Raw genomic sequence first — 24598 nt, 5'->3', positions numbered from 1 at the left:
GGTTCGGCTCCTCGTCATTCCAGGAATGCGGGCTGCACGTGGTACTCGTGGTCCGGAATTCGAGGGAGCCAGTGCGTGGTCCACCGGTCCTCGATCCCCGCACGCCACTCCTCGGCGCGGGCCCGGAGCTCCGCGACGAGGTCGGGGTGTCGGCCCGCGAGGTTGGTGCGCTCTCCGACGTCGGAGTCGAGGTCGGAGAGGAAGACCGCGTCCTGGGGGCCTTCGTGCTCGACGAGCCGGCCGTTCAGCACGAGCTTCCAGTTCGCGGAGCGGATCGCGGTCTGGTCGCCCTGCTCCCACATGATCGCGTCGTGGGGCGAGCGTTCACCGCGGGCGAGCATCCCCATGATGTCGCGGCCGTCGACGTCGTAGCCGTCCAGCGGGACGTCGGCCGCCGTGAGGAACGTGGGGAAGATGTCCATGGCGGCGGCGGGCCGGTCGATGACCTGGCCGGGCGGGATCTGCTCGGGCCACGAGACGATCCCGGGCACCCGGATCCCGCCTTCGAAGAGGCTGAACTTGTGCCCCTTCAGCGCACCGGCCGAGCCCCCGTAGTACGGCTCATGGCTGCCGTCGAGCCAGTTGCGCACCTCGCGGGAGGGGCCGTTGTCGGTCATGAACAGGCACATCGTGTTCTCGCGCTGCCCCTGGCGGTCGAGCTCGTCGAGGACGAGCCCGACGCCGTCGTCCATCGCGCTGATCATCGCCGCCATGATCTGCCGCTGCCAGGGAAGATCGGGGAAGCGGTCCTTGTAGTGCTGCGGCGCGTGCATCGGGTAGTGCGGGGCGTTGAACGGGACGTAGAGGAAGAACGGGCGGTCGTCGTGCGCGCTCTTCCGCACGAAGTCCACCGCGTTCTCGGCGATGAGCTCGGTCAGGTACCGGCCGTCGCGGTAGACCTCCTCGCCGGCCTGCCACAGGTCGTGGGTTGGCGTGCCGCGCCGACGCTCGCCCTGCACGATCGTCTCTCGCTTGTCCCCGCCGTAGTAGATGTGCGAGTAGTAGTCCACCGACCCGGCGTGGAACCCGAACGTGTCGTCGAACCCGTGGTCCTGCGGCCGGCAGCCGGGCGCCCCGCCGAGGTGCCACTTACCGCTCCAGCCGGTGCGGTAGCCCTCGGCGCGCAGCGCACTCGCGAGGGTGGGCACCTCGGTCCGCAGACCCGGTGTGGTGCGGAAGCCGGAGAGGATGCTGCGGACGCCGGCGTTGCCCGGGTACCTGCCGGTGAGCAGGCTCGCACGCGACGGCGAGCAGACAGGGGAGTTCGAGTACCAGCTGGTCAGGCGTGCCCCCGACGCGGCCAGTGCGTCCAGCCGGGGTGTCCGCACATCGGTGGACCCCATGCACGAGAGGTCGCCGTAGCCCTGGTCGTCGCTGACGAAGACGACCAGGTTCGGTCGGTTGATCTGCACGGCCGGCACGCTAACATCGAATCATACGATGATTCAAGGATTGGTCTAATGGTCGACGTGCACGACCCCCTCTCGCGCGGAGCGCGCCCGCACACGACCCACGCGCACGTCGTGGACCACCTCGGGCTGCGCATCCTGTCCGGTGAGGTGCGGCCGGGAACCGCCCTGCCGGTCGAGGCGGATCTGGCACAGGAGCTCGGCGTGAGCCGCGGTGCGCTGCGCGAGGCGGTCCGGGTCCTCGTCGCCAAGGGCCTGCTCGAGGTCCGGCCGCGGACCGGCACCCGCGTCCGGGCGCGGGAGGACTGGAACTTCCTCGACCGCGACGTCCTGCGGTGGCAGCAGCAGACGGATCAGAACCGGCTCCTGCGGAACCTGACCGAGTTGCGGCACGCGGTCGAGCCCGAGGCGGCGCGGCAGGCCGCCGCTCGCGCAGGCGACGACGAGCTGGCCGAGCTCCGCGAGGCGTACGGCGCGATGGAGGCCGCGGTCGCCGACGCGGACGTCGACCGCTTCAACGCCGCCGACCTCGCCTTCCACCGGGCACTGCTCCGGGCGAGCGGCAACGACCTGTTCGGATCACTTGAGCAGGCGATCGAGGTGTCGCTGCGCGAGAGCTTCATCGCGCTGTCGGCCAAGCCGGGCGCGTCGAAGGCCGTACTCCCGCTGCACCGCGCGGTGCTCGACGCCGTCAGCGCCCGGGACCCAGACCTCGCCGCGGTGGCCGCCCACCGCGTGGTCTACGGCGGTCGCGATTCGGCACCGGTGCTTCCGCCGGCCTCAACCGAGTGAGCGCCGCAGCTCCTCCAGCTTCGCCTTCGCCGCGTCCGCGCGCTCGGCCTCCTGCTCCTCCAGGCTCCGGCCGGCTGCGGTGCCCTCCGCGAGCTCGGTGGCCCCCAGCGAGGTGGCGTAGCGGCCCTCGATCTTGTCGCGGACGTAGTCCAGGCTCGGCACGCCGTGCTCGTCGTAGTCGGGTGCGGGTGGTGCGGGTGGTGCGGGGTCCGGCTCGGTCACGGCGGTTCCTCTCGCTCGGATTCCCTTGCCGCCCACGCTACGCCGGCGACTAACGTGACGGCGTGACGATCTCCGAGCGGCCCTACGGGTCGTGGCCCACCCCCATCACGTCCGAGCTGGTCACGGCGGCGGCGGTGCGGTTGGGGGAGGTGCGCGTCGACGGCGCCGACGTGGTGTGGGCCGAGGGCAGGCCGGCCGAGGGGGGTCGCACGCAGCTGGTGCGTCGGGCCCCCGACGGCGCCACCGCCGACCTGCTGCCGGACGGGCGGAACGCGCGCACTGCGGTGCACGAGTACGGCGGCGCGGCGTGGTGGGTGCGCGACGGCGTCGTCTGGTTCGCCGACTGGGCCGACCAGCGGCTGTACCGGCTGGCCCCCGGCGGCGAGCCGGAGCCGATCACGCCGGAGCCCGCGGCGCCGCGGGCGGACCGCTACGCCGACGGTGACGTCGCCCCGGACGGCGCCACGATCGTCTGCGTGCGGGAGCGCCACACCGGGCCGTCCGCCGCGGACGTGCGCAACGAGGTGGTCCGGCTGGCCGCGCACGCCGGGTCGGAGCACACCATGTCGGAGCCGGAGGTGCTCGTGAGCGGCCCGGACTTCGTGGCCGCGCCCCGGCTGAGCCCCGACGGCACCACGCTGGCGTGGCTGCAGTGGGACCACCCGTCGATGCCGTGGGACGACACGCAGCTCGTCGTGCGCGACCTGGAGTCCGGCGAGGAGACGGTGGTGGCCGGCGGGCGGGGGGAGTCGGTCCTGGAGCCCCGCTTCGAGGCGGACGGGTCGCTGCTCTTCCTGTCCGACCGCACGGACTGGTGGAACCTGTACCGGTTCATCCCGGGCGCCGACATCGTCCCCGTCGTGCGCCTCGACGCCGAGATCGGCGAGCCGGCCTGGGTGTTCGGCTCGGCCCGCTACGTCCGGCTCGGCGACGGCCGCGTCGTGTTCGCGCGGTGGCGCGATGGCCGGGACGGGCTCGCGGTCCGCCAGGTCGACGGCACCCTCGTCGACCTGGAGCTGCCGTTCTCGGCGATCGCGGCCGTGCGCGCGGCCGGCCCGGAGGCGGTGGTCGTGGTGGCGGGCAGCCCCACCGCCGAGCTCGGCGTGCACCGGGTCGACGTCACCACCTGCGCGGTCGAGACCCTGCGGCCGCCGCGGGACCTCGGCCTGGAGCCGGCGCAGATCTCGGTGCCCGAGCACATCACGTTCGACTCGGTGGACGGCTCCGGCGAGCGCCGGCGGGCGCACGCGCAGTTCTACGCGCCGGCGTCGGCCGGCTCGTGCGGCCCGGAGAACGAGCTCCCGCCGCTGCTGGTGCAGATCCACGGCGGGCCAACCGGGGCCGCCACGCCGGTGCTGAGCACCAGCGTGCAGTACTGGACCAGCCGCGGGTTCGCCGTCGTCGACGTGAACTACGGCGGCTCCACCGGGTACGGCCGCGCCTACCGGGAGGAACTGCTGGGGGAGTGGGGCGTCATCGACGTGGCCGACTGCCTCGCGGCCGCCCGGCGGCTCGCCGCGCAGCAGCGCGCCGACGGCGAGCGGCTGTGCATCCGGGGTGGCTCGGCGGGCGGGTTCACCACGCTCGCGGCCCTCGCCCGGGAGGACACCCCGTTCGCCGCGGGCGCCGACCACTTCGGCGTCGCCGACCTGGAGGCCCTCGCCGCCGAGACCCACAAGTTCGAGAGCCGCTACCTCGACCGCCTGGTCGGCCCGTACCCGAAGGCCCGCGACGTCTACGTGGAGCGCTCGCCGATCCACCACGTCGAGCGCTTCACGCGGCCCCTGATCGTGCTGCAGGGCGCGGAGGACGAGGTCGTGCCGCCGAACCAGAGCGAGATGATCGTCGACGAGCTGCGCGCCCGCGGCACGCCGGTGGCGTACCTGCTGTTCGAGGGCGAGCAGCACGGGTTCCGCCGGGCGGAGAACATCCGCCGGGCCCTCGACTCGGAGCTCTCGTTCTACGCCCAGGTGCTGGGGTTCGAGCTTCCCGCCGACGAAGGCATCGAGCCCGTCGCGGTGGAGAACCTCGGCCGCTGACCCGCCTGGAGGGTCAGCCTCCCGCGCCCACCTGACCTGCAGCGACGGGAACGGCGGCCGCCGGCTCGGCAGGTGTCTTCCGGGCACGTGAGAGCCGGCGCTCCATGTACTCGGCGAGCTTGCCGAGCGAGTAGTTGATGACGATGAAGATCAGGGCGACCACGAAGTACATCTGGAGCGGGTTCCGCGTCGTCTGAACGATGATCTGGGACTCGCGCAGCAGCTCGGGGTAGCTGATGATGAACCCGAGGGCGGTGTCCTTGAGGATCACCACGAGCTGGCTGATCAGGGCGGGGAGCATCGTGCGGAACGCCTGGGGCAGCAGGATGAGGCGCAGGCCCTGCGAGCGGGTGAGACCGATCGCGGATGCCGCCTCGGCCTGGCCGCGCGGGAGTGAGTTGACACCGGCGCGGATGATCTCACCGATGATCACCATGTTGTACAACGTCAGGCCGATGACGAGGTAGAACAGGGTGTTGGTCTCCCGGCTCGCGCCCGGGAGCTCCACCCCGATCTCCGGCAGGGCACGTGCCGCGAAGAAGATCAGGACGACGACCGGGAGGCCGCGCAGGAGCTCGACCACGCCCACGACGAGCCATCGGTACGAGGGCGCGCTCACGAGTCGGGTGACCGCGATCAGGGTGCCGAGGACCAGCGATGCGATGACCGCGAGCGCCGCAGCGGCCAACGTGTTGCGCAGGCCGAGCCCGATGAGCAGCGCCCACACCTGCGGCATCGCCTCGTTGGTCGGGTCGACCAGCGGGCCCCACTTCTCGGCGGTGAACTGGCCCTGGGCGGCCAGGCGCTGGATGACGACGGCGGCGATGGCCAGCAGGACGAGCGCGGCGACGACCGTGCCGATCAGGGTACGCCTGCGGGCCCGGGGCCCGGGGACGTCGTACAAAGCGCTCATCGAGCGATGGCCACCTTCCGTTCCAGGTAACCGAGCAGCAGACCGGCCGGGATCGTCAGGACGAGGTAGCCGAGTGCCACCCCCGTCAACACGGGAATGGCGGCCTCGCCCAGCGAGCCCGTCAGCTGGACGCCGACGGAGTACAGGTCCCCGCCCACCCCGACAGCACCGACGATCGCGGAGTTTTTGATCATCGCGATGAAGACGTTCCCCAGTGGTGGGACGACCGTGCGGAACGCCTGGGGAAGCACCACCTCGCCCAGGGTCTGGCCGAACGTCAACCCGATCGAGCGGGCCGCCTCGGCCTGACCCGCGCCAACGGAGTTGATGCCGCTGCGCAGCGCCTCACACACGAACGCCGAGGTGTAGAGCGCGAGCCCGACGACCCCGAACCAGAAGAACGGGGCATTGATCGCGATCTCCGGGAGCCCGAACGCGATCATGAACAGCACCACCGAGAGCGGGGTGTTGCGGATCGCGGTCACCCAGCCGGTGCCGACGGCCCGCAGGGGCGGGACGGGGGAGACCCGGAAGCCGGCCATGATCGTGCCGAGCACGAGCGCTCCGATACCGGAGTACAGCGAGATCTGCAGGGTCGTGAGCACTCCCCGCCAGTAGAGCCCGGCGTTCTCCACGAGCACGTCCACCGCGGCGCCACCCCTCTCCGATTGACGGCAGCAGGTCGAACGAGGCCGGGATGCCGACCCGGGACCTCGGCCCGGTCGGCACCCCGACGGTCACGCCTCGATCAGGCGCAGGTGCTGAGCTGCGGCAGGCTGGGCGTGGTCACCTCGGCGATCTGGCCCGCGGTCGACTCCCAGGCCTTGGCGTAGTCGCCGCCCGTCTGGGCCTCCTGCAGCGTCTGGTTGACGAACTCGCAGAACGCGACGTCACCCTTCTTGATGCCGATGCCGTACGGCTCCTTCGTGAACGTGTCACCGGCCAGCTTGAACGCGCCCTCGGAGTCGGCGACGAAGCCGAGCAGGATGACGTTGTCGGTGGTGACGGCGTCGACCTGGTTGGTGCGCAGCGCGTCGGCGCACTTGGAGTAGACGTCGAACAGGGTCAGCTGGCTCTGGTCGACGTACTTCAGGATCTCCTGGGACGGCGTCGACCCGGACACCGAGCAGACCCGCGTGCCCGCTGCGCGCAGCGAGTCGGGCCCGGTCACGGTCGTGTCGTCGCTGCGCACCATCAGCGCCTGCCCGGCCTCGTAGTACGGCCCGGCGAAGCTGACCCGCTCCTTGCGGGCGTCGTTGATGGTGTAGGTGGCCACCACCATGTCGACCCGGTCCTGCTCGATGACCTCCTCGCGGGTGGCCGACGGCGTCTCCACCCACTCGATGCTGTCCTCGGAGATGCCGAGCTTCGACGCGATGATCTTGGCGATCTCGACGTCGAAGCCGGCCGGCTTGCCGTCGAGGCCCTGCAGGCCGAACCCGGGCTGGTCGAACTTGGTGCCGATGGTGATGGAGCCCTGCGAGGCGAGGGTCGCCATCGTCGTGCCCTCTTGGAACGCCGGGGCCGCGTCCGTGCCCCCGCCGGCGGTGTCGGAGCTCTCGCCACCACCGCCACAAGCCGTCATGGTGAGGGCCGCCACCGCGGCGACCGCGGTGACGGTGAGCTGGCGTAGTCGCATGAACACTCCCGGAGTCGGTGAGATCAGTGGGTGAGGATCTTGCCAAGGAAGTCCTTGGCGCGATCCGATCGGGGTTTGGTGAAGAACTCGTCCGGCACGGCGTCCTCGACGATCTCGCCGTCGGCCATGAACACGACGCGGTTGGCCGCACGCCGGGCGAAGCCCATCTCGTGAGTGATCACGAGCATCGTCATGCCCTCCTTCGCCAGGGTGATCATCACGTCGAGGACCTCCTGGACCATCTCGGGGTCCAGGGCCGACGTGGGCTCGTCGAACAGCATGACCTTGGGCTTCATGGCGAGGGCGCGGGCGATCGCGGCGCGCTGCTGCTGCCCACCGGACAGCTGGGCCGGGTACTTGTCCTTCTGGTTGGCGATGCCGACGCGTTCGAGCAGCGCCAGGCCGGCCTTCTCGGCCTCACCCTTCGCCATCCTGCGCACCTTGAGCGGGCCGAGCGTGACGTTCTCGAGGATCGTCTTGTGCGCGAACAGGTTGAAGCTCTGGAACACCATGCCGACGTCGGCGCGCAGCCCGGCGAGGGCCTTGCCCTCCGCGGGCAGCGCCTTCCCGTCGACCTCGATCGTGCCGCTGTCGATCGGCTCGAGTCGGTTGATCGTGCGGCAGAGCGTGGACTTGCCGGACCCGGACGGGCCGAGCACCACGACGACCTGGCCGGCCGCGACCTCCAGGTCGATGTCGCGCAGGACGTGCAGCTCGCCGAAGTGCTTGTCGACGGACGCCATCCGGATCATGGGAGTGTCGGTCACGATGCAGTGCCTCCGGGCATGGCGGGACGCTAGGGCGCGGTGATGTGTCCAGTCCAGCACCTTGAGCAAGCCATAGGGTTGCGCTCCGATAACGCTCTTGGGCTCGGGGAGGATGGAGAACGTGCACATCCTGCTGGTCGAGGACGACGACCGGGTGGCGGCCGCGTTGCGTCCCGCCCTGCACCGCCACGGGATGACGACGACCCGGCTGGCCACGGGGCGGGCCGCGCCGGACCACCTGGCCGACGTCGACGTGGTGCTGCTCGACCTCGGACTGCCCGACGTCGACGGGGTCGACGTGTGCCGGGCGATCCGGGAGCGGAGCGACGTGCCGGTGATCGTCGTGTCGGCCCGGGGCGAGGTGGACGACCGCATCCTGGGCCTGCACTCCGGTGCCGACGACTACCTCGTGAAGCCCTACGACATCGGTGAGCTCGTCGCCCGCGTGCACGCGGTGTACCGGCGTCGCAGGCTCGCGACCCCGGCCGGCCCGGAGGACGTGGTCGAGGTCGGTGCCGTGCGGGTCGACCTGCACACGCACGAGGTCACCGTCGGCGGCCGGGCGGTCAACCTGACCCGCAAGGAGTTCCAGGTGCTCGCCCTGCTCGCCACCACGGGCGGCGCGGTGTGCACCCGCAGCCGCATCGTCGCCGAGGTGTGGGGCCGGTCGTGGGCCGGCGCCAACCGCACGCTCGACGTGCACGTGGCCACGTTGCGCACCAAGCTCGGCAACCCGGAGTACGTGCAGACCGTCCGCGGCGTGGGGTACCGGCTCGGCGGCCCGGCCGCCGGCCCGGCCCCGGAGTAGGCCCGGTCATGGCCGCCCGCCTGCTGGTGATCGTGCTGTTCCTGGTGGGGCTGCTCGCCGCCGGGCTCGGCGTGCCGCTGGCGCTGTCCTACGCGCAGGCCCGCCAGCTCGCGATGTTCACCGACCGCCTCACCGACACGATCTTCTACGCCTCCGTCGCCGAGCGGCCGATCAGGCAGGCCGACACCACGGGACTCGCGGTCGAGCTCGAGCGTTACGAGGAGGTCTACGGCGTCGCGGTCCTCGTGCTCGACGAGGACGGTGCGTTGCTGGCGACCTCGCGGCAGCCCCCGCCGACCCTCGACGCGAACGCGCAGGAGCGGGTGGAGCTCGCGCTCGCCAACCGCCGCTCCGAGGTCTACCCGCTGCTCCTGCCGTGGGACGAGCGCCCGCTGGTGCTCGCCGAGCCGGTGCTGGTGGACACCGAGGTGCGCGGCGTGGCCGTCACGATCTCGCCGACCGACACGCTGCGCGCCGAGGAGCTGCGGGTGTGGTCGCTGGTCGTCGCGGCCGGCCTGGCCGCGCTGGCGCTCGGCGTCGTCGTCGCGCTGCCGATCGTCCGTTGGATCCTGCGCCCGGTCCGGCGCCTCGACGAGGGCACCGGCCGCGTCGCCGCCGCCGTGCTGGCCGGGGCCGACCCGGAACCGGTGGCCGACGGGTCGGGGCCCCCGGAGCTGCGGCAGCTGTCGGTCTCGTTCGACCGGATGACCGAGACCGTGGCGCAGGCCTACGGCGCCCAGCGCGCGTTCGTCGCCGATGCGAGCCACCAGCTGCGCAACCCGCTCACGGCGCTGCGGCTGCGCCTGTCCAACCTCGACGGGCACGTCGACTCCGTCGCGGCCGAGGACCACGCGGCCGCGCTGGAGGAGGCCGAGCGGCTGTCCATGCTGCTCGACGGGCTGCTGGCGCTCGCGAGGGCCGAGCGCACCACCCCACCCGTCGTCGCGGACGTCGACGCCGGCGTGGAGGACCGCCTCGACGCGTGGCGTCCGCTCGCCGAGCACATGGACCTGGAGCTGGTGCGCGGCGGCCCGGCCGGCCTGCAGGTGGTGGCGCCGGAGGGTGCGATCGAGACCGTGCTGGACGCCGTGCTGGACAACGCGGTCAAGTTCGCCCCGCCGGGCAGCGCGGTCACCGTGCGCACGGCCTCCGTCGACGGGCGGGTGGAGATCGCGGTGCGTGACGCCGGGCCCGGGATGGCCCCCGAGGAGCTCGAACGCGCCACCGGGCGGTTCTGGCGCAGCCCGGGCCAGAGCAACACCGAGGGTTCGGGTCTCGGGCTCGCGATCGCCGCCCGCACGCTGGAGGTCTCGGGCGGCGAGCTGGTGCTCGAGCTGCCTTCGGGTGGTGGCCTGCAGGTGGTGGCGAGGTTCCCCCGGCCCGCCGAGGAGGAGGGTGGCGAGGACCCCGAGTTGCAGCAAGGTGGCTTTACTGCAACGGAGCCGCAGTAAAGCCACCTTGCTGCAACCGCCGGGGGAGTGCCGCGCGCAGGACGCCCGCGAGCGCCGCGGCGGTGCCCAGCAGCAGGACGCCGAGGACGGCGAGCGTGAGGGCGTCGGGTGCGAGCAGCGGCTGCCCGCGCAGCGCCTGCCAGGTGATCAGCAGGACGAGGCCGGCGTAGGCGGCCGCGACGATCCGGACGATGTGCACGCGGGCGGTCACGTCGAGCCGGCCCGGCTCCGACGCCGCGAGGCCTGCGGCGAGGAGCGGCAGCAGTTGCAGGGCGTGCATGCCGGCGAAGTGGCCGATGCGCAGGTCGCCGCCGGTGGTGCTCCAGCCGACGAGGAACAGGCCGGGCCCGCCGTCCGGCACGCCCACGGCGTGGCCGCCGTTCGCCGTCATGAGGAACCCCACCGACATGCCGAGCAGACTGACGAGCAACCCGAGCCGCACCGCCGACGCCGTGACCCGGTCGCCGGTCCGCTCGCGCAGGAACCGCAGGGCGATGGCCACCGTCACCAGGTAGAGCAGGGTGATCGTCGCGCCCATGATCGCGAACAGCACCGCGTCGAAGGCGGTGTCGTCGTTGAAGTGGCTGCGCACGCCGCGGGCGGCCTGACCCACGATGATCAGCTGTTCGAGCCCGAAGCCGGCGACGATCAACCAACCGGTGCGGCGCAGGCCGCCCCCGGGCAGCCGGGAGAGCATCCACGCCAGCGCGGCGGCGAACAGCATGATCGAGAGGGAGAACTTGAGGGGTTTGAGCCAGAGCGGGGCACCGAGCAGCACGCGCTGGTCGACGAGAGCGAGGACCACCGTCAGGACCGAGAGAGCCGCCATCGTGATCGTCAGGCCGTAGAGGCCGGGATGCCCGCGCCGGGCGTCCGCGAGAACCGTCCGCATCACCACTCCTGACTGACAGTGTTAGTCTTTGCGAGCGGCGCCAGTATTGCGGCGCCTACCTAACAGTGTCAAGGAGAACTGTCGGTGTCAGTTGAAGGTTCGGTGCGGGAGCGGCGGCGGGCCGAGACCGTGCAGGAGATCAAGGCGGCCGCGCTCGAGCAGCTGGCCGAGGGCGGCCCCGGCGGCCTGTCGCTGCGGGGCGTCGCGCGGGCGGTCGGGATGACGGTGCAGTCGCTGTACCACTACTTCGACAGCCGCGACGAGCTGCTCACCGCGCTGGTGATCGACGGCCACCGGGAGCTGGCCGCCGCCGTCGCCGATGCCACCGAGGCCACCCGCGGCCGGCCACAGCCGGAACGGTTGTTCGCGGCCTCCAACGCCTACCGGCGCTGGGCCCTCGCGAACCGCCCGGCGTTCCTGCTGCTCTACGGCACCCCGGTGCCCGGGTACGAGCCGCCACCGCGCGAGCAGGTGATCGGCGCGGCGGTCAGCCTGGCCGAGCCGTTCCTCGACGTCGTGTTCGACGGCTGGACCGCCGAGCAGCTCGCCGGGGTGCCCCTGCAGCCGGGCGCGGAGCGGCTCGCGGAGGCGGACCCGACCAAGGTGCCGTTGCCGCCCGGTGCGCTGGCCCTGTTCTACGAGCTGCGCGCCCAGATGCACGGGCTCGTGATGCTCGAGCTGGTCGGCCACCTGGCCCCGATGAACGACCACGGTGAGGACCTGTTCCGCGGAATGATCAGCCGTTCGGCCGCGGAGCTGGCGGCGTTGCGCGCCAGTTGCTGATCACGGGTCCTTCTCGCCGCGGAAGAAGCGCTCCGCGCCGGGGTGCAGCGGCACCGGCTGCGTCCCGATCGCGGCCCGCAGGTCGATCGTGAGCGCCGCCGGGCTCACGGCAGCCAGCTGCTCCTGGGCCGCGAAGAGGCCCGTCACCAGCGCGTTCGCCACGTCGTCCGGCATCTCCGCCCGGACGATCAGGAAGTTGCGCACGAGGAGCGTGGTGATCGGTCCGGGAATGCCGTAGGTCTGGGCGGGCACGGTGCCCGCGGCGTACTCCGGGTACGTGGCCCGCACCGGGACGATCAGGTCCTCGAGGTTCAGCAGGCGGATCGGCAGCGTCTGCGCGAGCGTGGTGACGCCGCGCGTGGGCAGGCCGCCGGACCAGAAGAACGCGTCGATCTCGCCCTCCTCCACGGCGGCGACCGAATCGTTGATGCCGAGCCGCATCGCCTGGAAGTCCGTGGCCGGGGAGAGCCCGGCCACGGCGAGCAGCCGTTCGGCGATCACCTGCACGCCCGAGTCCGGTGCGCCGACGGACACGCGGGCGCCACGCAGATCGGCGAGCTGCCTGGCCGGCGACGACGCGGGCACCACGACGTGGACCACGTCGTCGTAGATGCGGGCGAGCGCCCGCAGCGACCGCGGATCGTCCGCGGGCACGCGGGGGAGCCGGTCGGCCGCCGTGTCGACCTGGCTGAACACCACGTCGGCCGCGCGGGCGGCGAGCCGGTCGAGGTTGTCCACCGACCCCGCCGTGGCCAGGACGGCCGGGCGGGCGTCGAGATCGAGCTGCGCGCGCCACGCGTCGGCGAGCGAGTTGCCGAGGTTGTAGTAGACGCCCTGGGTGCCGCCGGTCGCGAGGGTGAGCCGGACGCCCGCGAACCGCGAGGAACAGCCCGACACCCCGATCATGCCGAGCGCGGCGGCGCCGGACAGCAGGCCCCGGAGGACCGTGCGGCGATCCGGTGCGCTCCTCGGCATGGCCGGCATCCTGCCGTGCCGAGCCGGTGCGGTCGACCGGGCGGTCACGGCCTACCCTCGAACCCGTGACCCGCAGCTACACCATCCGCACCTACGGGTGTCAGATGAACGTGCACGACTCCGAGCGGATGGCCGGGCTGCTCGAGGCGGCGGGCTACGAGCGGTCGGCATCCGACGAGGCGGACGTCGTCGTGTTCAACACCTGCGCGGTGCGGGAGAACGCCGACAACCGCCTCTACGGCAACCTCGGCCACCTGCGGCCGGTCAAGGCCGGGCGGCCCGGCATGCAGATCGCCGTCGGGGGCTGCCTCGCGCAGAAGGACCGCGACACGATCGTCCGGAAGGCACCGTGGGTGGACGTCGTGTTCGGCACCCACAACGTGCACGCGCTGCCGGTGCTGCTGGAGCGGGCCCGGCACAACGACGCCGCCCAGGTGGAGATCGCCGAGTCCCTCGAGGTGTTCCCCTCCACGCTGCCCGCGCGCCGCGAGTCGGCCTACGCGGGCTGGGTGTCGATCTCGGTGGGCTGCAACAACACCTGCACGTTCTGCATCGTCCCGTCGCTGCGCGGCAAGGAGCGCGACCGCAGGCCCGGCGACGTGCTCGCCGAGGTGCAGGCCCTCGCCGCCGACGGCGTGCTGGAGGTGACGCTGCTCGGGCAGAACGTCAACTCCTACGGCGTCGAGTTCGGCGACCGCGGCGCGTTCGGGAAGCTGCTGCGGGCCTGCGGCGACGTCGAGGGGCTCGAACGCGTGCGGTTCACCTCGCCCCACCCGCGGGACTTCACCTCCGACGTGATCGCCGCGATGGCCGAGACGCCGAACGTCTGCCCGCAGCTGCACATGCCGCTGCAGTCCGGCTCCGACGACGTGCTGCGCCGGATGCGCCGCTCCTACCGCTCGTCGCGGTACCTCGCGATCCTCGACGAGGTGCGGGCCGCCCTGCCCGACGCCGCGATCTCCACCGACATCATCGTCGGCTTCCCCGGCGAGACGGAGGAGGACTTCCGGGCCACCCTCGACGTGGTCGAGAAGGCCCGGTTCGCGCAGGCGTTCACGTTCCAGTACTCGCCGCGCCCCGGCACCCCGGCCGCGGCGCTGCCCGACCAGCTCCCCAAGGCCGTCGTCCAGGAGCGCTACGAGCGGCTCGTCGCGCTGCAGGAGGAGATCTCCTGGCAGCAGAACCGCGCCCTGGAGGGCCGGGTCGTCGAGGTGCTGGTCTCCACGGGGGAGGGGCGCAAGGACGGCGCCACCCGCCGGATGAGCGGCCGGGCCCGCGACGGGCGGCTCGTGCACTTCGCCCCGGGAGACCTGCCCATCCGGCCCGGCGACGTGGTGGAGGTGGCGGTCGGGTACGGCGCGCCGCACCACCTGGTGGCCGACGGCCCGGTTCGCACCCACCGGCGCACGCGGGCGGGCGACGTCCACGAGTCCGGCACCCGCCCCGGTGGCGCCGCCACCGGTCTCGGCCTGCCGGGCTTCGGTGCGCCCCCTGCCCAGCCCGCGGCGGCCACGCCCGCCTGCGGAGCGCACGCGTGAGCGACGAAGGAGACGAACGCAAGGTGCCCGAGGAGCTCGCCGCGCTCGACGCCGAACTGCGCCGCGCCGAGCGGCGCGCCGAACACCGCATCGACCCCGGCCCGTCGGCGCTCGTGGTCGCCGTGGCGATGCTCGTGCTGATCGGGTCGCTGATGCTGCCGTGGACCGGCTCGGTGCAGGGCTGGGAGGTGCTCGCAGGCCTCGCCGCGCTCGGCCTGCTCCCGCCGCTGTTCGCCGGGACGTCACTCGTGTTCGGCCTGGTCTGCTCCGCGCTCGCCCTCGCCACGCGCTGGTTCGGCCTGGCCTGGCTCGCCGCCGTCGGCTGCGGGTTCTCCGTGGTGACGGGGGTGTGGGCGATCTGGTCGCGGCAGGTCGCGGTGCCCGGTGGCGCCACCGGCCCCGGACTCGGCCTGGTGGTGGCGGTGCTCGCCGTGCTGGTGCTCGCGGCCACCTGGGTGCGGATCGCCACCCGCCGCTGAGCGGGCCCTGGGCCGCTCACACACCAACATGCGCGCTGGCACACCAACTGCAGTTGGTGTGCCAGCACCGAAGTTGGTGTGTGAGCGGGGGGTCAGCGCTGCTGGACCGCCTGCTCCGCCGTCGCCAGCCACTCGCGCCACTGCTCGGCCTGGCTCGTGGCCTGCTCGGCCCGGCGCGTGTCGCCCGCCGCGCGGGCCTTCTCGGCCTGGGCCTCGAACTGGGCCACCCGCTCGCGGAACTGCGCCACGCGCGCCTCGGCCTCCGGGTCGGTGCGGCGCCACTGCCGGTCGGCCGCCTCCCGGACCCTCTCCTCGACGACCCGCAGCCGGGCCTCGAGCGGCCGGATGTCGTCGCGGGGAACCTTGCCGATCTCCTCCCAGCGCTCCTGGATCGTGCGCAGCGCCGCCCGCGCGGCCGCCGGGTCCGAGCTGTCGATCTTCTCGGCCTCCACGAGCAGCGCCTTCTTGGCGTCGGCGTTGGCGGCGAACTCGGCGTCGCGCTCGGCGAACGTGTCGGACCGGCGCGCGAAGAACGCGTCCTGAGCGGTGCGGAAGCGCTGCCACAGCGCGTCGTCGGCGTCCTTCTGCGCCCGCCCGGACGCCTTCCACTCGGCCATCAGGTCGCGGAACCGGGCGGCCGTGGGCCCCCAGTCGTCGGAGTCGGCGATCTTCTCGGCCTCGAGGGCCAACTCCTCCTTGCGGGCCTTGGCCGCCCCGCGCTGGCGGTCGAGATCGGCGAAGTGGGAGCCGCGACGGCGGTTGAACGACTCGCGCGCCTTCGAGAACCGCTTCCACAGCAGCTCGTCGGTCTTGCGGTCGATGCCGCGGACGGTGCGCCACTCGTCGAGGATCGACTTGAACCGGTCACCCGCCTGCTTCCACTGCGTGGCGTCGACGGCGAGCGTCTCCGCCTCGGCCGCGAGGGCCTCCTTGCGCGCGACGGCCGCGCTGCGCTGCGCGTCGCGGGCCGAGCGGGCGGCACCGACGGCGGTCTCGGCGTCGGCCACCAGCGCGTCGAGGCGGGTGTGCAGGCCGACGACGTCGCCGACGACGGTGGCCTCGTCCAGCCCGTCCCGCAGGCTCTTCGCGCTGCTCAACGTGTGCTTCGCGTCGCCGCCGCCCGTCGCGAGCCTGCTGGCGAGCAGCTCGACCTCGGTGAGCATGTCGTCGAACCGGCGGGCGAAATGGGCGAGCCCCTCCTCGGGTGCGCCCGCCTGCCACGACCCGACGACCCGCTCACCGTCGGCGGTGCGGACGTAGATGGTGCCCTCGGCGTCCACGCGGCCCCAGCGGCCGGGGTCCGGGCTCGCCTGGGCGACGGTGGCGTGCACCACCGGCTCGGCGGCCGGCGGCACGGCTTCGGGACTCACCGCGGGCGGTGGCGCCGGGCGAGGGGGCGGTGCCGGGCGGGGCGGCGCGGGCCGCGCAGCCGGCGGTCCCGGGACCGGGCGCGGGCCGGGCGGCGGGGCCGGTCGGGGCTGTGAGGCCGGGGGCGCCGGGGCCGGTGCCGGGGGAGCCTGGGCCGGGGGAGCAGGGACCGGGGGAGCCGCCGCGGGTTCGGCTGCCGCGTCGGTCGTGGTGGCCTCGAGCGGCGGGCCGCCGGGCAGCGGCCCCGGAGCCGGCTCCGTGACCGGGGCGGTGCCCTCCGGGTTCGGACGGACCTGACGGGCCTGACGGACCTGCTCGACCGGGTGAACCGGGCCGTCCGCGGCGAAGGCGGGCGCGGTGGCCGCGGCCTCCACGTCGGCGCCGGGTTCGGCCCCGGCTCCCGCACCGCGGGCCGCCGGGTGTGCGACCTGCTGCTGATCCGGCGTCCGGTCCTCCACCGGCTCCGGCGTTCCGCTCCCCTGATGCTCCGACACGGTCGTCCTCCTCGCTCCGGCCCGCCGCGGGCGGCGGGCGCCCCGTCCGGGGACGGGGCCGTGCACATCGGCCGTGGCCGGTTCCGCGAAACCGGTGGCCGATCGCGATTCAAACAGCTCTGCGGGCCGACCGGAACAGCCCGGACGGGCGCTGAACCCCGGATTGCCCGTCGGTGTCGCCCGAGAGACGCCGAGATGTGCCGCTTACGCTGCGCTCCGTGCTCAACCGGCTGATCGCCGTCGTCGGCCCCACCGCGACCGGCAAGTCCGACCTCGGGGTGGCGCTGGCCCGCGCCCTGGACGGCGAGGTGGTCAACGCCGACGCGATGCAGCTCTACCGCGGGATGAACGTCGGAACGGCCAAGCTCACACCGTTCGAGCGGGCCGGCGTGCCGCACCACCTGCTGGACGTCCTCGACGTCACCGACACGGCCGCCGTGGCCGCCTACCAGCGGGAGGCGCGCGCCGTCGTCGAACGGCTGCTCGCGGTGGGCCGCACACCGGTGCTGGTGGGCGGTTCCGGGCTGTACGTGCAGGCGGTCGTCGACGACCTGGAGTTCCCCGGCACCGACCCCGCGCTGCGTGCCGAACTGGAGTCCGAGCTGGCCGAGCGCGGGCCCGCGGCGCTGCACACCCGCCTCGCCGCGGTCGACCCGGCCGCGGCCGAGGCGGTGCTGCCGTCGAACGGCCGCCGGATCGTGCGGGCCCTCGAGGTGGTCGCGCTGACCGGGAAGCCGTTCCCGGCCCGGCTGCCCACGGCGGGGACGCCCCGCTACGACGCCGTGCTGCTCGGGATCGACCGCCCGACCGCCGATCTCGACCAGCGCGTGGCCCGCCGGGTGGCCCGCATGTTCGCCGGGGGCCTCGTCGACGAGACGCGCGGGCTGCTCACCCGCGGGCTGCGCGAGGGCCGCACGGCGTCGCGGGCGCTCGGCTACCAGCAGGTGGTGGCCGCGCTGGACGGAGCGGGTGATCTCGCCGCGGCGGCCGCCGACACGGTGGTGGCCACGCGCCGGTTCGTCCGCCGCCAGCGCTCCTGGTTCCGGCGCGACCGGCGCATCCACTGGCTGGACGGCGCCGGCCCCGATCCGATCGACACCGCTCTGCGGTGCCTAGGAGCGCCCTGAACATGACACCACCTGGACGCCGCTCGCTACGGCCGGAGTTGTTCAGGACCCTCCTGGGGCGCCACGTAGGCTCGTGACGTGGTGCGATTCAGCAAGGGGCACGGCACGGAGAACGACTTCGTGCTGCTCCCGGACCCCGACGGCGAGCTCGACCTGACGCCCGCCCGGGTCGCCGCGCTGTGCGACCGCCGCCGCGGCCTCGGGGCCGACGGTGTCCTGCGCGTCGTGCGCTGGGCCGCGCTCGGTGCCGGGCCGGCGCCCGAGCCCGGCGTCGAGTGGTTCATGGACTACCGCAACGCCGACGGCAGCATCGCCGAGATGTGCGGCAACGGCGTCCGCGTCTACGCCCGCTACCTCGAGCACCTCGGCTGGTTCCCGGGCGACGAGCTGCGGCTGGGCACGCGCGCCGGGGTGCGCACCGTGCGCGTGGCCGGCGAGGAGATCTCCGTCGACATGGGCCCGGCCGCGGTCGGCCGGGAGGGCACGGCCAGCGTGGACGGCCAGGCGTTCGCCGGCGTGGCCGTCGACGTCGGCAACCCGCACCTCGCCTGCGTCACCGACGTGCCGTTGCAGGGCCTCGACCTCGCCCGCCCACCCGGCCACGACCCCGCCCTGTTCCCGCACGGGGTGAACGTCGAGTTCGTCAGCCCCCTGGAGGGCGACGAGGTCGCCATGCGGGTGCACGAGCGCGGGGTGGGGGAGACCCGCTCGTGCGGCACCGGCACGGTGGCCGCCGTCGTCGCGGTGCTGCGGCACGCCGGGCGGGACACCGGCACGGTCGGCGTGCAGGTGCCCGGCGGCCGGCTGCGCGTCACCGTGGGGGCGGGCACCACGGTCCTGCACGGTCCCGCCGTGCTCGTGGCCCACGGCGAGCTGACGCCGACGTGGTGGGCTCAGGCCTGAACGGCCGCCGGGAGGTCGCGCAGGTGCCGTAGCGGTGAGGCGAGTACCCACACCGGGGAGAGCACCATGCCCACGGCCGTGACCAGCAGTGTCGCCCGCAACCCGAGCAGCTCGCCGAGCGCGCCGCCGAGCAGGCCGCCGAGGGGGATCGTGCCCCAGACGAGGAACCGGATGCTCGCGTTCATCCGGCCCAACAGGTGGTCCGGGGTGACGGCCTGGCGGAAGCTCACCTGCGCGACGTTGTAGACCACCCCGCCGTACGCGATGGCCCCGGTGCCGAGCGCGAACCACGCGAGCCCCGCGCCGGGCGCCGTCAGCGGGAGTACGAGCGCGATCGGTCCGGTCACCAGCAGTGAGGTGACGACGGTGCGCCCCTGCCCGAGCCTTCGGATCCACCGGCTCGCGGTGACCGCGCCGAGCAGCCCGGCCGCACTGCCGGCGGCGAGCACCAGCCCGATCACGGCCGGCGGCTGGCCCAGCTCGCGGGCGAGGAACAGCACCGACACGGCGGCGAGCACCCCGCCGAACAGGTTGGCGGTACCGGTGCACAGCGTGATCGGGCGCAGCAGCGGGTGGCCGAGGACGTAGCGCAGTCCCTGGGCCATGTCGGCGCGCATCGAGCGGGCCGGGTCGCGGGCGGGGACCGCCTCCGGGGTGCGCATCCGCAGGAGGAACGCGGCGGAGACGAGGTAGGTGACCGCGTCGAGCAGCACCGCGGCCGCCGCGCCGACCAGCTGCACGAGCCCGCCGCCCAGCGCGGGCCCGGCCGCTTCGGCCGCGGAGCGCGTCGACTCCAGCTTCGCGTTGCCGTCGACGAGCTCGGCGCGCCCGATGACTGCCGGCAGTACGGACTGGTAGCCGACGTCGAAGAACACGGTGGCGACGCCGGCGAGCAGCGCGACGACGATGAGCTGCGCGAACGTCAGCACTCCGAGCACCCACGCCAGCGGGATGCTCGCGAACAGCGCGAACCGCACCAGGTCGGCGGCGACCATCACCGGCCGCCGCCGCACGCGGTCCAGCAGCACCCCGACGGGCAGCCCCACCAGCAGGAATGCGCCGCGCTCCGCGGCCACCAGCAGCCCCATCTCCCAGGGCGACGCGCCGAGCGCAGTGGCCGCGAGCAGCGGCAGCGCGAGGTGGCTGACCATCGTGCCGACCTGGCTGACCGACTCGCCTGCTCAGAGCAGCAGGAAGTCGCGGTGCCGCCACAGCGTCATCCCCCGATCGTGGACAACCGATTGGAAAGCGTCAATCGGTACGGTTCCCGGATGCCCACGCAGCGCAGGCCGGCCACCGAGGCCGAGATCGCCACGCTCGCCTCCGCCGTCCGGCTGCGGATCATCCGGCTGACGTTGCAGGAACCCCTCACGAACGCCCAGATCGCGCACCGGCTGCACCGGGACCCGGCGACGACGCTGCACCACGTCCGGCGGCTCGTCCGGCACGGGTTCCTGGAGGCGCTCCCGGCCCGCCCGGGCCCGCGCGGGTCGACCGAGATCCCGTACCGGGGCACCCGGCTGTCCTGGTCCCTGGAGGGCGGCGAGGGCGACCCCTCACTCGGCGAGGCGCTGCTCGAGGCCTACCTCGACGAGGTCACCGAGGTCGGGGTCGCGGCGCTGGAACAGAGCCGGCTCGCCGTCCGGCTCGCCCCCGCCGAGGCGGCCGCGCTGCGCGCCGAGCTGAACGCGCTGCTCGACCGGTACGCCACCCGCCCGGAGCCGCCGGACGGCGAAGCGGTGGCCGTCTACGTCGCCGTCTACCCGGGTGCGAGCTGATGGCCGGCTGCGTCGTCGTCGGCGGCGGCCCGGCCGGGGTCGTGCTCGGCCTGCTGCTGGCCAGGTGCGGCGTCGACGTCACGGTCCTGGAGAAGCACGCCGACTTCCGACGCGACTTCCGCGGCGACACCGTGCACGCCTCGACGCTCGGGCTGCTCGACGAGCTCGGGCTGGGGGAACGGTTCGCCGCGCTGCCGCACCGGGTGGAACGCCGCGTCGAGATCGTCTTCGACGACGGGCGGGTCGCCCCGAGGTTCGGCCGACTGCCGGGGCGGCACCGGTACATCGCCCTCGTGCCGCAGTGGGACCTCCTCGGCATGCTCGTCGCCGCCGCGCGGGAGTCGCCGCACTTCCGCATCGTGATGTCGGCCGAGGTCGGCGACCTCCTCCGCGAGAACGGTCGCGTCGCCGGCGTCCGCTACACCGACCGCGAGACGGGCACCGCCCACGAGCTGCGCGCGGATCTCGTGGTGGGCTGCGACGGCCGGCACTCCCGGGTGCGGGAGGAGCTCGGCATCGCGCCGCGCGCCCTCGCGGCGCCGTTCGACTGCCTCTACCTCCGCGTGCCGATGCAGGACGGCGACCCGGACGCCGCGCTGGTCCGGTTCTCCGCGCGCGGCGGCGTCATCATGGTCAACCGGAGCACGTACTGGCAGGTGGCCGTCCTGATCGGCAAGGGCGACCCCGACGCCGTCGGGCTGGTCCGGCGCAGCGTCCGGGAGTTGGCGCCGGTGCTCGCCGACCGGGCGGACGCGGTGAGCGCCGCGGACATCGCCCGGCTGGAGGTCCGCCAGGACCGGCTGCGGCGCTGGTGGGCGGCCGGCGCGCTGTGCATCGGCGACGCCGCGCACGCCATGACACCGGTTGCGGGGGTGGGCATCAACCTCGCCGTCCAGGACGCGGTGGCGGCGGCGCGGATCCTCGTGCCGCCGCTCCTGGCCGGCGCGGTGACCGGCCGGGACCTCGCGGCGGTGCAGCGCAGGCGGATCGTGCCCACCGTTCTGACGCAGCTGCTGCAGCGGGAGACCCAGCGCCGCGCGATCGTCACCCCGGCCCGCGACCCCGACGAGGTGCGGCGCCCGCTGCGGGTTCCGCTGCCGCTGCGCGTCCTGCGGCACGTCCCGGGCTTCCTCGACCTGTTCGGCCGGGTCGTGGCGCTCGGCCTGCTGCCGGAGCACCTGACGGGACCGCTCTCCGCCGCGCGACGCACCGGGAATCAGACACGACGCCCGGGGCGTTGACGTGGGAGCATGACTACCACGATGACTGAACCCGCCCTGTCCACCCCCGCCGACGAGCTGCTGCACCCCACCCGGGGTGACTACGAGCTGGAGGAGCGCAGCTCGCTGCGCCGGGTCGCGGGCCTGTCCACCGAGCTCGCCGACGTCACCGAGGTCGAGTACCGGCAGCTGCGCCTGGAGCGTGTCGTGCTCGTCGGGGTCTGGACCGAGGGCACCTCGGAGCAGGCGAGTGCGTCGCTCGCCGAGCTCGCCCGGCTCGCCGAGACCGCGGGCTCGCAGGTGCTCGACGGCCTCGTCCAACGCCGCTCCCGGCCCGACCCGGCCACCTACATCGGTTCCGGCAAGGTCGACGAGCTGCGCGACGCCGTGCAGGACGCGGGCGCCGACACCGTGATCGCCGACGGCGAGCTCTCACCCGGCCAGCTGCGCCAGCTGGAGGAGAAGCTCAAGGTCAAGGTCATCGACCGCACCGCGCTGATCCTCGACATCTTCGCCCAGCACGCCCGCTCCAAGGACGGCAAGGCCCAGGTCGAGCTCGCGCAGCTGTCCTACCTGCTCCCGCGCCTGCGCGGGTGGGGCGAGGCGCTGTCGCGGCAGGTCGGTGGCCGGGCCGCGGGCGGCGTCGGCATCGGCGGCCGCGGCCCCGGTGAGACCAAGATCGAGCTGGACCGGCGCCGCATCCGCAACCGGATGGCCAAGCTGCGCCGCGAGATCTCCGGCATGAAGCAGTCGCGCGAGACCCAGCGCGGGGTGCGCAGGCGCCAGGACGTGCCGTCCGTCGCGATCGTCGGCTACACGAACGCCGGCAAGTCGAGCCTCCTCAACGCCCTCACCGGCGCCGGCGTGCTCGTCGAGAACGCGCTCTTCGCCACCCTCGACCCCACCACCCGCCGCACATCCACCAGCGACGGGCGCACCTACACGATCACCGACACGGTCGGGTTCGTGCGCCACCTCCCACACCAGCTCGTCGAGGCGTTCCGGTCCACGCTGGAGGAGACCGGCGACGCCGACCTGCTGCTGCACGTCGTCGACGCGTCCGACCCGCTCCCGGAGGACCAGATCAAGGCCGTCCGGGAGGTGCTCGTCGAGATCGGCGAGCAGCACGGCTCGATGGGGCGCGAGCTGCTCGTGGTGAACAAGACCGACGCGGCGGGCGACCTGCAGCTGGCCCGCCTGCGGCACCTGCTGCCGGGGGCCGTGTTCGTCTCCGCCCGCAACGGCAACGGCGTCGAGAAGCTGCGGGAGCGGATCGCCGAGCTGCTGCCGACGCCCGAGGTCGAGGTCGACCTGCTGCTGCCGTACCTGCAGGGCTCGCTCGTCGCCCGCGTGCACACCGAGGGCGAGGTGCTGAGCGAGGAGCACACGCCCGAGGGCACCCGGATGCGCGCCCGCGTCGGGGCGGGGCTCGCCACCGCGGTGCTGCCGTACGCGCGGGTCACGCCCGCCGCGCAGAACGGTTCCGGCAGCTGATCGGTCTCCTCGTCGCACTCGCGCTCGGCGGCGCGCCCGTGCCGGAGCCGCTGTGCTCCGTTTCCGACCCCCGGCTCTCCGAGCTCTCCGGGATGGTCGTGCACGACGGCGGCCTGTGGGGGCTGAGCGACGGGGGCAGCAGCGTGCAGGTCCAGCGCATCGACCGCTCGAACTGCGCCGTGATCGACACCCGCACCGCGGACGTGGATCCCTACGACGTCGAGGACCTCGCCGCCGGGCCGGACGGTGCCCTGTGGGCCGCCGACCTCGGGGACAACGAACGTCACCGCGACACCGTGGCGGTCATCGTCCTGCCCGAGCGCGGTGAGCCCCGGCTCCACCGGCTGTCCTACCCCGACGGGCCGCACGACGCCGAGGCCCTGCTGGTCGACGGCCACGGCCGCCCGTTCGTGATCACCAAGGAGGTCGGGCGGCCCGCGGGCCTCTACCGCACGGCCGAGCCACCCGGAGGCGAGGGCCCCACCCCGCTGCTGCCGGTGGGGGAGCTGAACCTGCCCGCGTCGGACACCCTCGGCGGCCCGGTGGGCGGGATCGGAACCCGGGTGATCACCGGCGCGGCCCTGAGCGCCGACGGCACGGTCGCGGCGGTGCGCACGTACACCGACGCGTGGCTCTTCCCGGTCAGCGGCGGCGACCTGGTGGCCGCGTTCAACCAGACCCCCGTCCGCGTCCCGCTGCCCGACGAGCCGCAGGGCGAGGCCATCGCGTTCGACGCCGACGGCGCACTGCTCTCCGGCTCGGAGACCCGGCACGGCGTGCGCGGCGAGATCCGCGCCGTCGCCGACGCCACCGCGCTCGCGGGCGAACCCGTCCCCGTCGCCCCGCTACCGCCTGCCCCGGACGTCGTACCCGATCCCGGGCAGCCGCCCTGGCTGCCCGCCGCCCTGGGCGGCGGTGCGGTGGTTGGGCTGTTGGTGCTGGTCACGGCCGCGGCGTCGCTGCGCGGCCGATCCCGCCGAAGCTGACGCACGGGGCCGCGGCCCGCTCCGCGACTACCGACCTCCGGGGTGGCGTGGGCGGCCGTCCCCGACGTGGGGGCACGCCAGTCCGTGGACGAGACCATCGCTGCCGGGTGTCTACGCCACTGTCATGTGGTCGCGAATCGCCGCACCGACCGACCGCTTGGAGCTGGGTCCTGTCCCGGGGTTCGCGTTCGAGTTGTCCGGGCGGCAGTAGCTCGATGTCGGGCCCGTGGGCCATGCGGGTCGGTTCCGCGGAACGCACCAGGACCCTTGCCGAGGCCGTGGTGGGTGTGGCGGCGGGACCACCGGATGGTCCGCGCGCCCGGCAGGAACGGGCTCGTCGAGGACTGGCGTGCCTGACAGACGGGGACGGCCGCCGACGAAACCCCAGGGTCCGGTGGTGCACCCAACCCGGCCACCCACCCGAGGCGGCGGGTTCGACGAGCCGGAGCGAACGTGCGCGACGCCGGCGGCGGGGGTCGGGGCAGGGGCGGCCGGTCGGGTACGGCGCGCCCGCCGCAGCG

At 73.7% G+C, this 24598-nt stretch carries 23 protein-coding genes; 13 read left to right on the top strand and 10 right to left on the bottom strand.

Features of this window, described 5'->3' with window-relative positions; translation table 11 throughout:
- Window positions 1–14: 14 nt before the first annotated feature.
- Window positions 15–1412, bottom strand: a complete 1398-nt coding sequence (locus tag ACU436_RS27500; protein ID WP_459029855.1) for a sulfatase family protein — start codon at window positions 1410–1412, stop codon at window positions 15–17.
- 48 nt (window positions 1413–1460) lie between these two features.
- On the opposite strand from ACU436_RS27500, the gene ACU436_RS27495 reads away from it, so the two are divergent.
- A complete protein-coding gene (locus ACU436_RS27495) occupies window positions 1461–2201 on the top strand; it encodes a FadR/GntR family transcriptional regulator (RefSeq protein WP_459029854.1) in 741 nt (246 codons plus the stop codon).
- Here the strand turns inward: ACU436_RS27495 and ACU436_RS27490 are convergent.
- Entirely contained in the window at window positions 2190–2423 is a 234-nt protein-coding gene (locus ACU436_RS27490; RefSeq protein ID WP_459029853.1) for a hypothetical protein, read from the bottom strand. The two genes, ACU436_RS27495 and ACU436_RS27490, sit on opposite strands and share 12 nt — an antisense overlap.
- Window positions 2424–2485: 62 nt before the next feature.
- On the opposite strand from ACU436_RS27490, the gene ACU436_RS27485 reads away from it, so the two are divergent.
- A complete protein-coding gene (locus ACU436_RS27485; RefSeq protein ID WP_459029852.1) occupies window positions 2486–4462 on the top strand; it encodes a S9 family peptidase in 1977 nt (658 codons plus the stop codon).
- Between the two features lie 13 nt (window positions 4463–4475).
- Here the strand turns inward: ACU436_RS27485 and ACU436_RS27480 are convergent, their stop codons facing one another.
- The 4 genes from ACU436_RS27480 to ACU436_RS27465 form a co-directional block, all read right to left on the bottom strand.
- Complete coding sequence (locus ACU436_RS27480; protein WP_459029851.1) at window positions 4476–5375, bottom strand: amino acid ABC transporter permease; 900 nt, start codon at window positions 5373–5375, stop codon at window positions 4476–4478.
- Window positions 5372–6022 carry an amino acid ABC transporter permease gene (locus ACU436_RS27475; RefSeq protein ID WP_459029850.1) on the bottom strand — a complete coding sequence of 217 codons (651 nt, stop codon included), beginning with the start codon at window positions 6020–6022 and terminating at the stop codon, window positions 5372–5374. The genes ACU436_RS27480 and ACU436_RS27475 overlap by 4 nt, the downstream gene beginning before the upstream one ends.
- A gap of 101 nt (window positions 6023–6123) precedes the next feature.
- Complete coding sequence (locus ACU436_RS27470) at window positions 6124–7014, bottom strand: glutamate ABC transporter substrate-binding protein (RefSeq protein ID WP_459029849.1); 891 nt, start codon at window positions 7012–7014, stop codon at window positions 6124–6126.
- A gap of 23 nt (window positions 7015–7037) precedes the next feature.
- Entirely contained in the window at window positions 7038–7766 is a 729-nt protein-coding gene (locus ACU436_RS27465; protein WP_459029998.1) for an amino acid ABC transporter ATP-binding protein, read from the bottom strand.
- A gap of 136 nt (window positions 7767–7902) precedes the next feature.
- Here ACU436_RS27465 and ACU436_RS27460 point away from each other — a divergent pair, with 136 nt between their 5' ends.
- Both ACU436_RS27460 and ACU436_RS27455 read left to right on the top strand, forming a co-directional pair.
- Entirely contained in the window at window positions 7903–8589 is a 687-nt protein-coding gene (locus ACU436_RS27460) for a response regulator transcription factor (RefSeq protein ID WP_459029848.1), read from the top strand.
- Between the two features lie 8 nt (window positions 8590–8597).
- Entirely contained in the window at window positions 8598–10040 is a 1443-nt protein-coding gene (locus tag ACU436_RS27455) for a sensor histidine kinase (RefSeq protein WP_459029847.1), read from the top strand.
- On the opposite strand, the gene ACU436_RS27450 is transcribed toward ACU436_RS27455, so the two are convergent.
- Entirely contained in the window at window positions 10018–10932 is a 915-nt protein-coding gene (locus tag ACU436_RS27450; RefSeq protein ID WP_459029846.1) for a hypothetical protein, read from the bottom strand. The genes ACU436_RS27455 and ACU436_RS27450 overlap by 23 nt on opposite strands.
- Window positions 10933–11016: 84 nt before the next feature.
- Between ACU436_RS27450 and ACU436_RS27445 the strand changes: the two genes are divergently transcribed.
- Window positions 11017–11715, top strand: coding sequence for a TetR/AcrR family transcriptional regulator (locus tag ACU436_RS27445; protein WP_459029845.1), 699 nt, complete (start codon window positions 11017–11019; stop codon window positions 11713–11715).
- Here the strand turns inward: ACU436_RS27445 and ACU436_RS27440 are convergent, their stop codons facing one another.
- Entirely contained in the window at window positions 11716–12690 is a 975-nt protein-coding gene (locus ACU436_RS27440; protein WP_459029844.1) for a TAXI family TRAP transporter solute-binding subunit, read from the bottom strand.
- Between the two features lie 65 nt (window positions 12691–12755).
- Between ACU436_RS27440 and miaB the strand changes: the two genes are divergently transcribed.
- Both miaB and ACU436_RS27430 read left to right on the top strand, forming a co-directional pair.
- Entirely contained in the window at window positions 12756–14228 is a 1473-nt protein-coding gene (miaB, locus tag ACU436_RS27435) for a tRNA (N6-isopentenyl adenosine(37)-C2)-methylthiotransferase MiaB (protein WP_459029843.1), read from the top strand.
- Entirely contained in the window at window positions 14225–14707 is a 483-nt protein-coding gene (locus ACU436_RS27430; protein ID WP_459029842.1) for an Rv2732c family membrane protein, read from the top strand. The genes miaB and ACU436_RS27430 overlap by 4 nt, the downstream gene beginning before the upstream one ends.
- A gap of 92 nt (window positions 14708–14799) precedes the next feature.
- Here the strand turns inward: ACU436_RS27430 and ACU436_RS27425 are convergent, their stop codons facing one another.
- Window positions 14800–16077, bottom strand: a complete 1278-nt coding sequence (locus ACU436_RS27425; protein WP_459029997.1) for a DUF349 domain-containing protein — start codon at window positions 16075–16077, stop codon at window positions 14800–14802.
- 710 nt (window positions 16078–16787) lie between these two features.
- Here ACU436_RS27425 and miaA point away from each other — a divergent pair.
- The gene (gene miaA, locus ACU436_RS27420) at window positions 16788–17696 is read left to right on the top strand and encodes a tRNA (adenosine(37)-N6)-dimethylallyltransferase MiaA (protein ID WP_459029841.1); all 909 of its coding nucleotides are present in this window, start codon (window positions 16788–16790) and stop codon (window positions 17694–17696) included.
- Between the two features lie 78 nt (window positions 17697–17774).
- The gene (dapF, locus tag ACU436_RS27415; protein ID WP_459029840.1) at window positions 17775–18599 is read left to right on the top strand and encodes a diaminopimelate epimerase; all 825 of its coding nucleotides are present in this window, start codon (window positions 17775–17777) and stop codon (window positions 18597–18599) included.
- Here the strand turns inward: dapF and ACU436_RS27410 are convergent.
- Entirely contained in the window at window positions 18590–19750 is a 1161-nt protein-coding gene (locus ACU436_RS27410; protein ID WP_459029839.1) for an MFS transporter, read from the bottom strand. The genes dapF and ACU436_RS27410 overlap by 10 nt on opposite strands.
- Window positions 19751–19870: 120 nt before the next feature.
- Between ACU436_RS27410 and ACU436_RS27405 the strand changes: the two genes are divergently transcribed.
- The 4 genes from ACU436_RS27405 to ACU436_RS27390 are packed head-to-tail and all read left to right on the top strand — an operon-like array spanning window position 19871 to window position 24077.
- Window positions 19871–20377, top strand: coding sequence for an ArsR/SmtB family transcription factor (locus ACU436_RS27405; RefSeq protein WP_459029838.1), 507 nt, complete (start codon window positions 19871–19873; stop codon window positions 20375–20377).
- A complete protein-coding gene (locus ACU436_RS27400; protein WP_459029837.1) occupies window positions 20377–21618 on the top strand; it encodes an FAD-dependent oxidoreductase in 1242 nt (413 codons plus the stop codon). The genes ACU436_RS27405 and ACU436_RS27400 overlap by 1 nt, the downstream gene beginning before the upstream one ends.
- Window positions 21619–21639: 21 nt before the next feature.
- Entirely contained in the window at window positions 21640–23091 is a 1452-nt protein-coding gene (gene hflX / locus ACU436_RS27395) for a GTPase HflX (RefSeq protein WP_459029836.1), read from the top strand.
- Between the two features lie 38 nt (window positions 23092–23129).
- The gene (locus tag ACU436_RS27390; RefSeq protein WP_459029835.1) at window positions 23130–24077 is read left to right on the top strand and encodes a hypothetical protein; all 948 of its coding nucleotides are present in this window, start codon (window positions 23130–23132) and stop codon (window positions 24075–24077) included.
- The last annotated feature ends 521 nt before the right edge of the window (window positions 24078–24598 follow it).

The organism is Pseudonocardia wallangbongensis, assembly GCF_054486945.1.
This window is presented reverse-complemented; position numbering and strand designations above follow the sequence as displayed.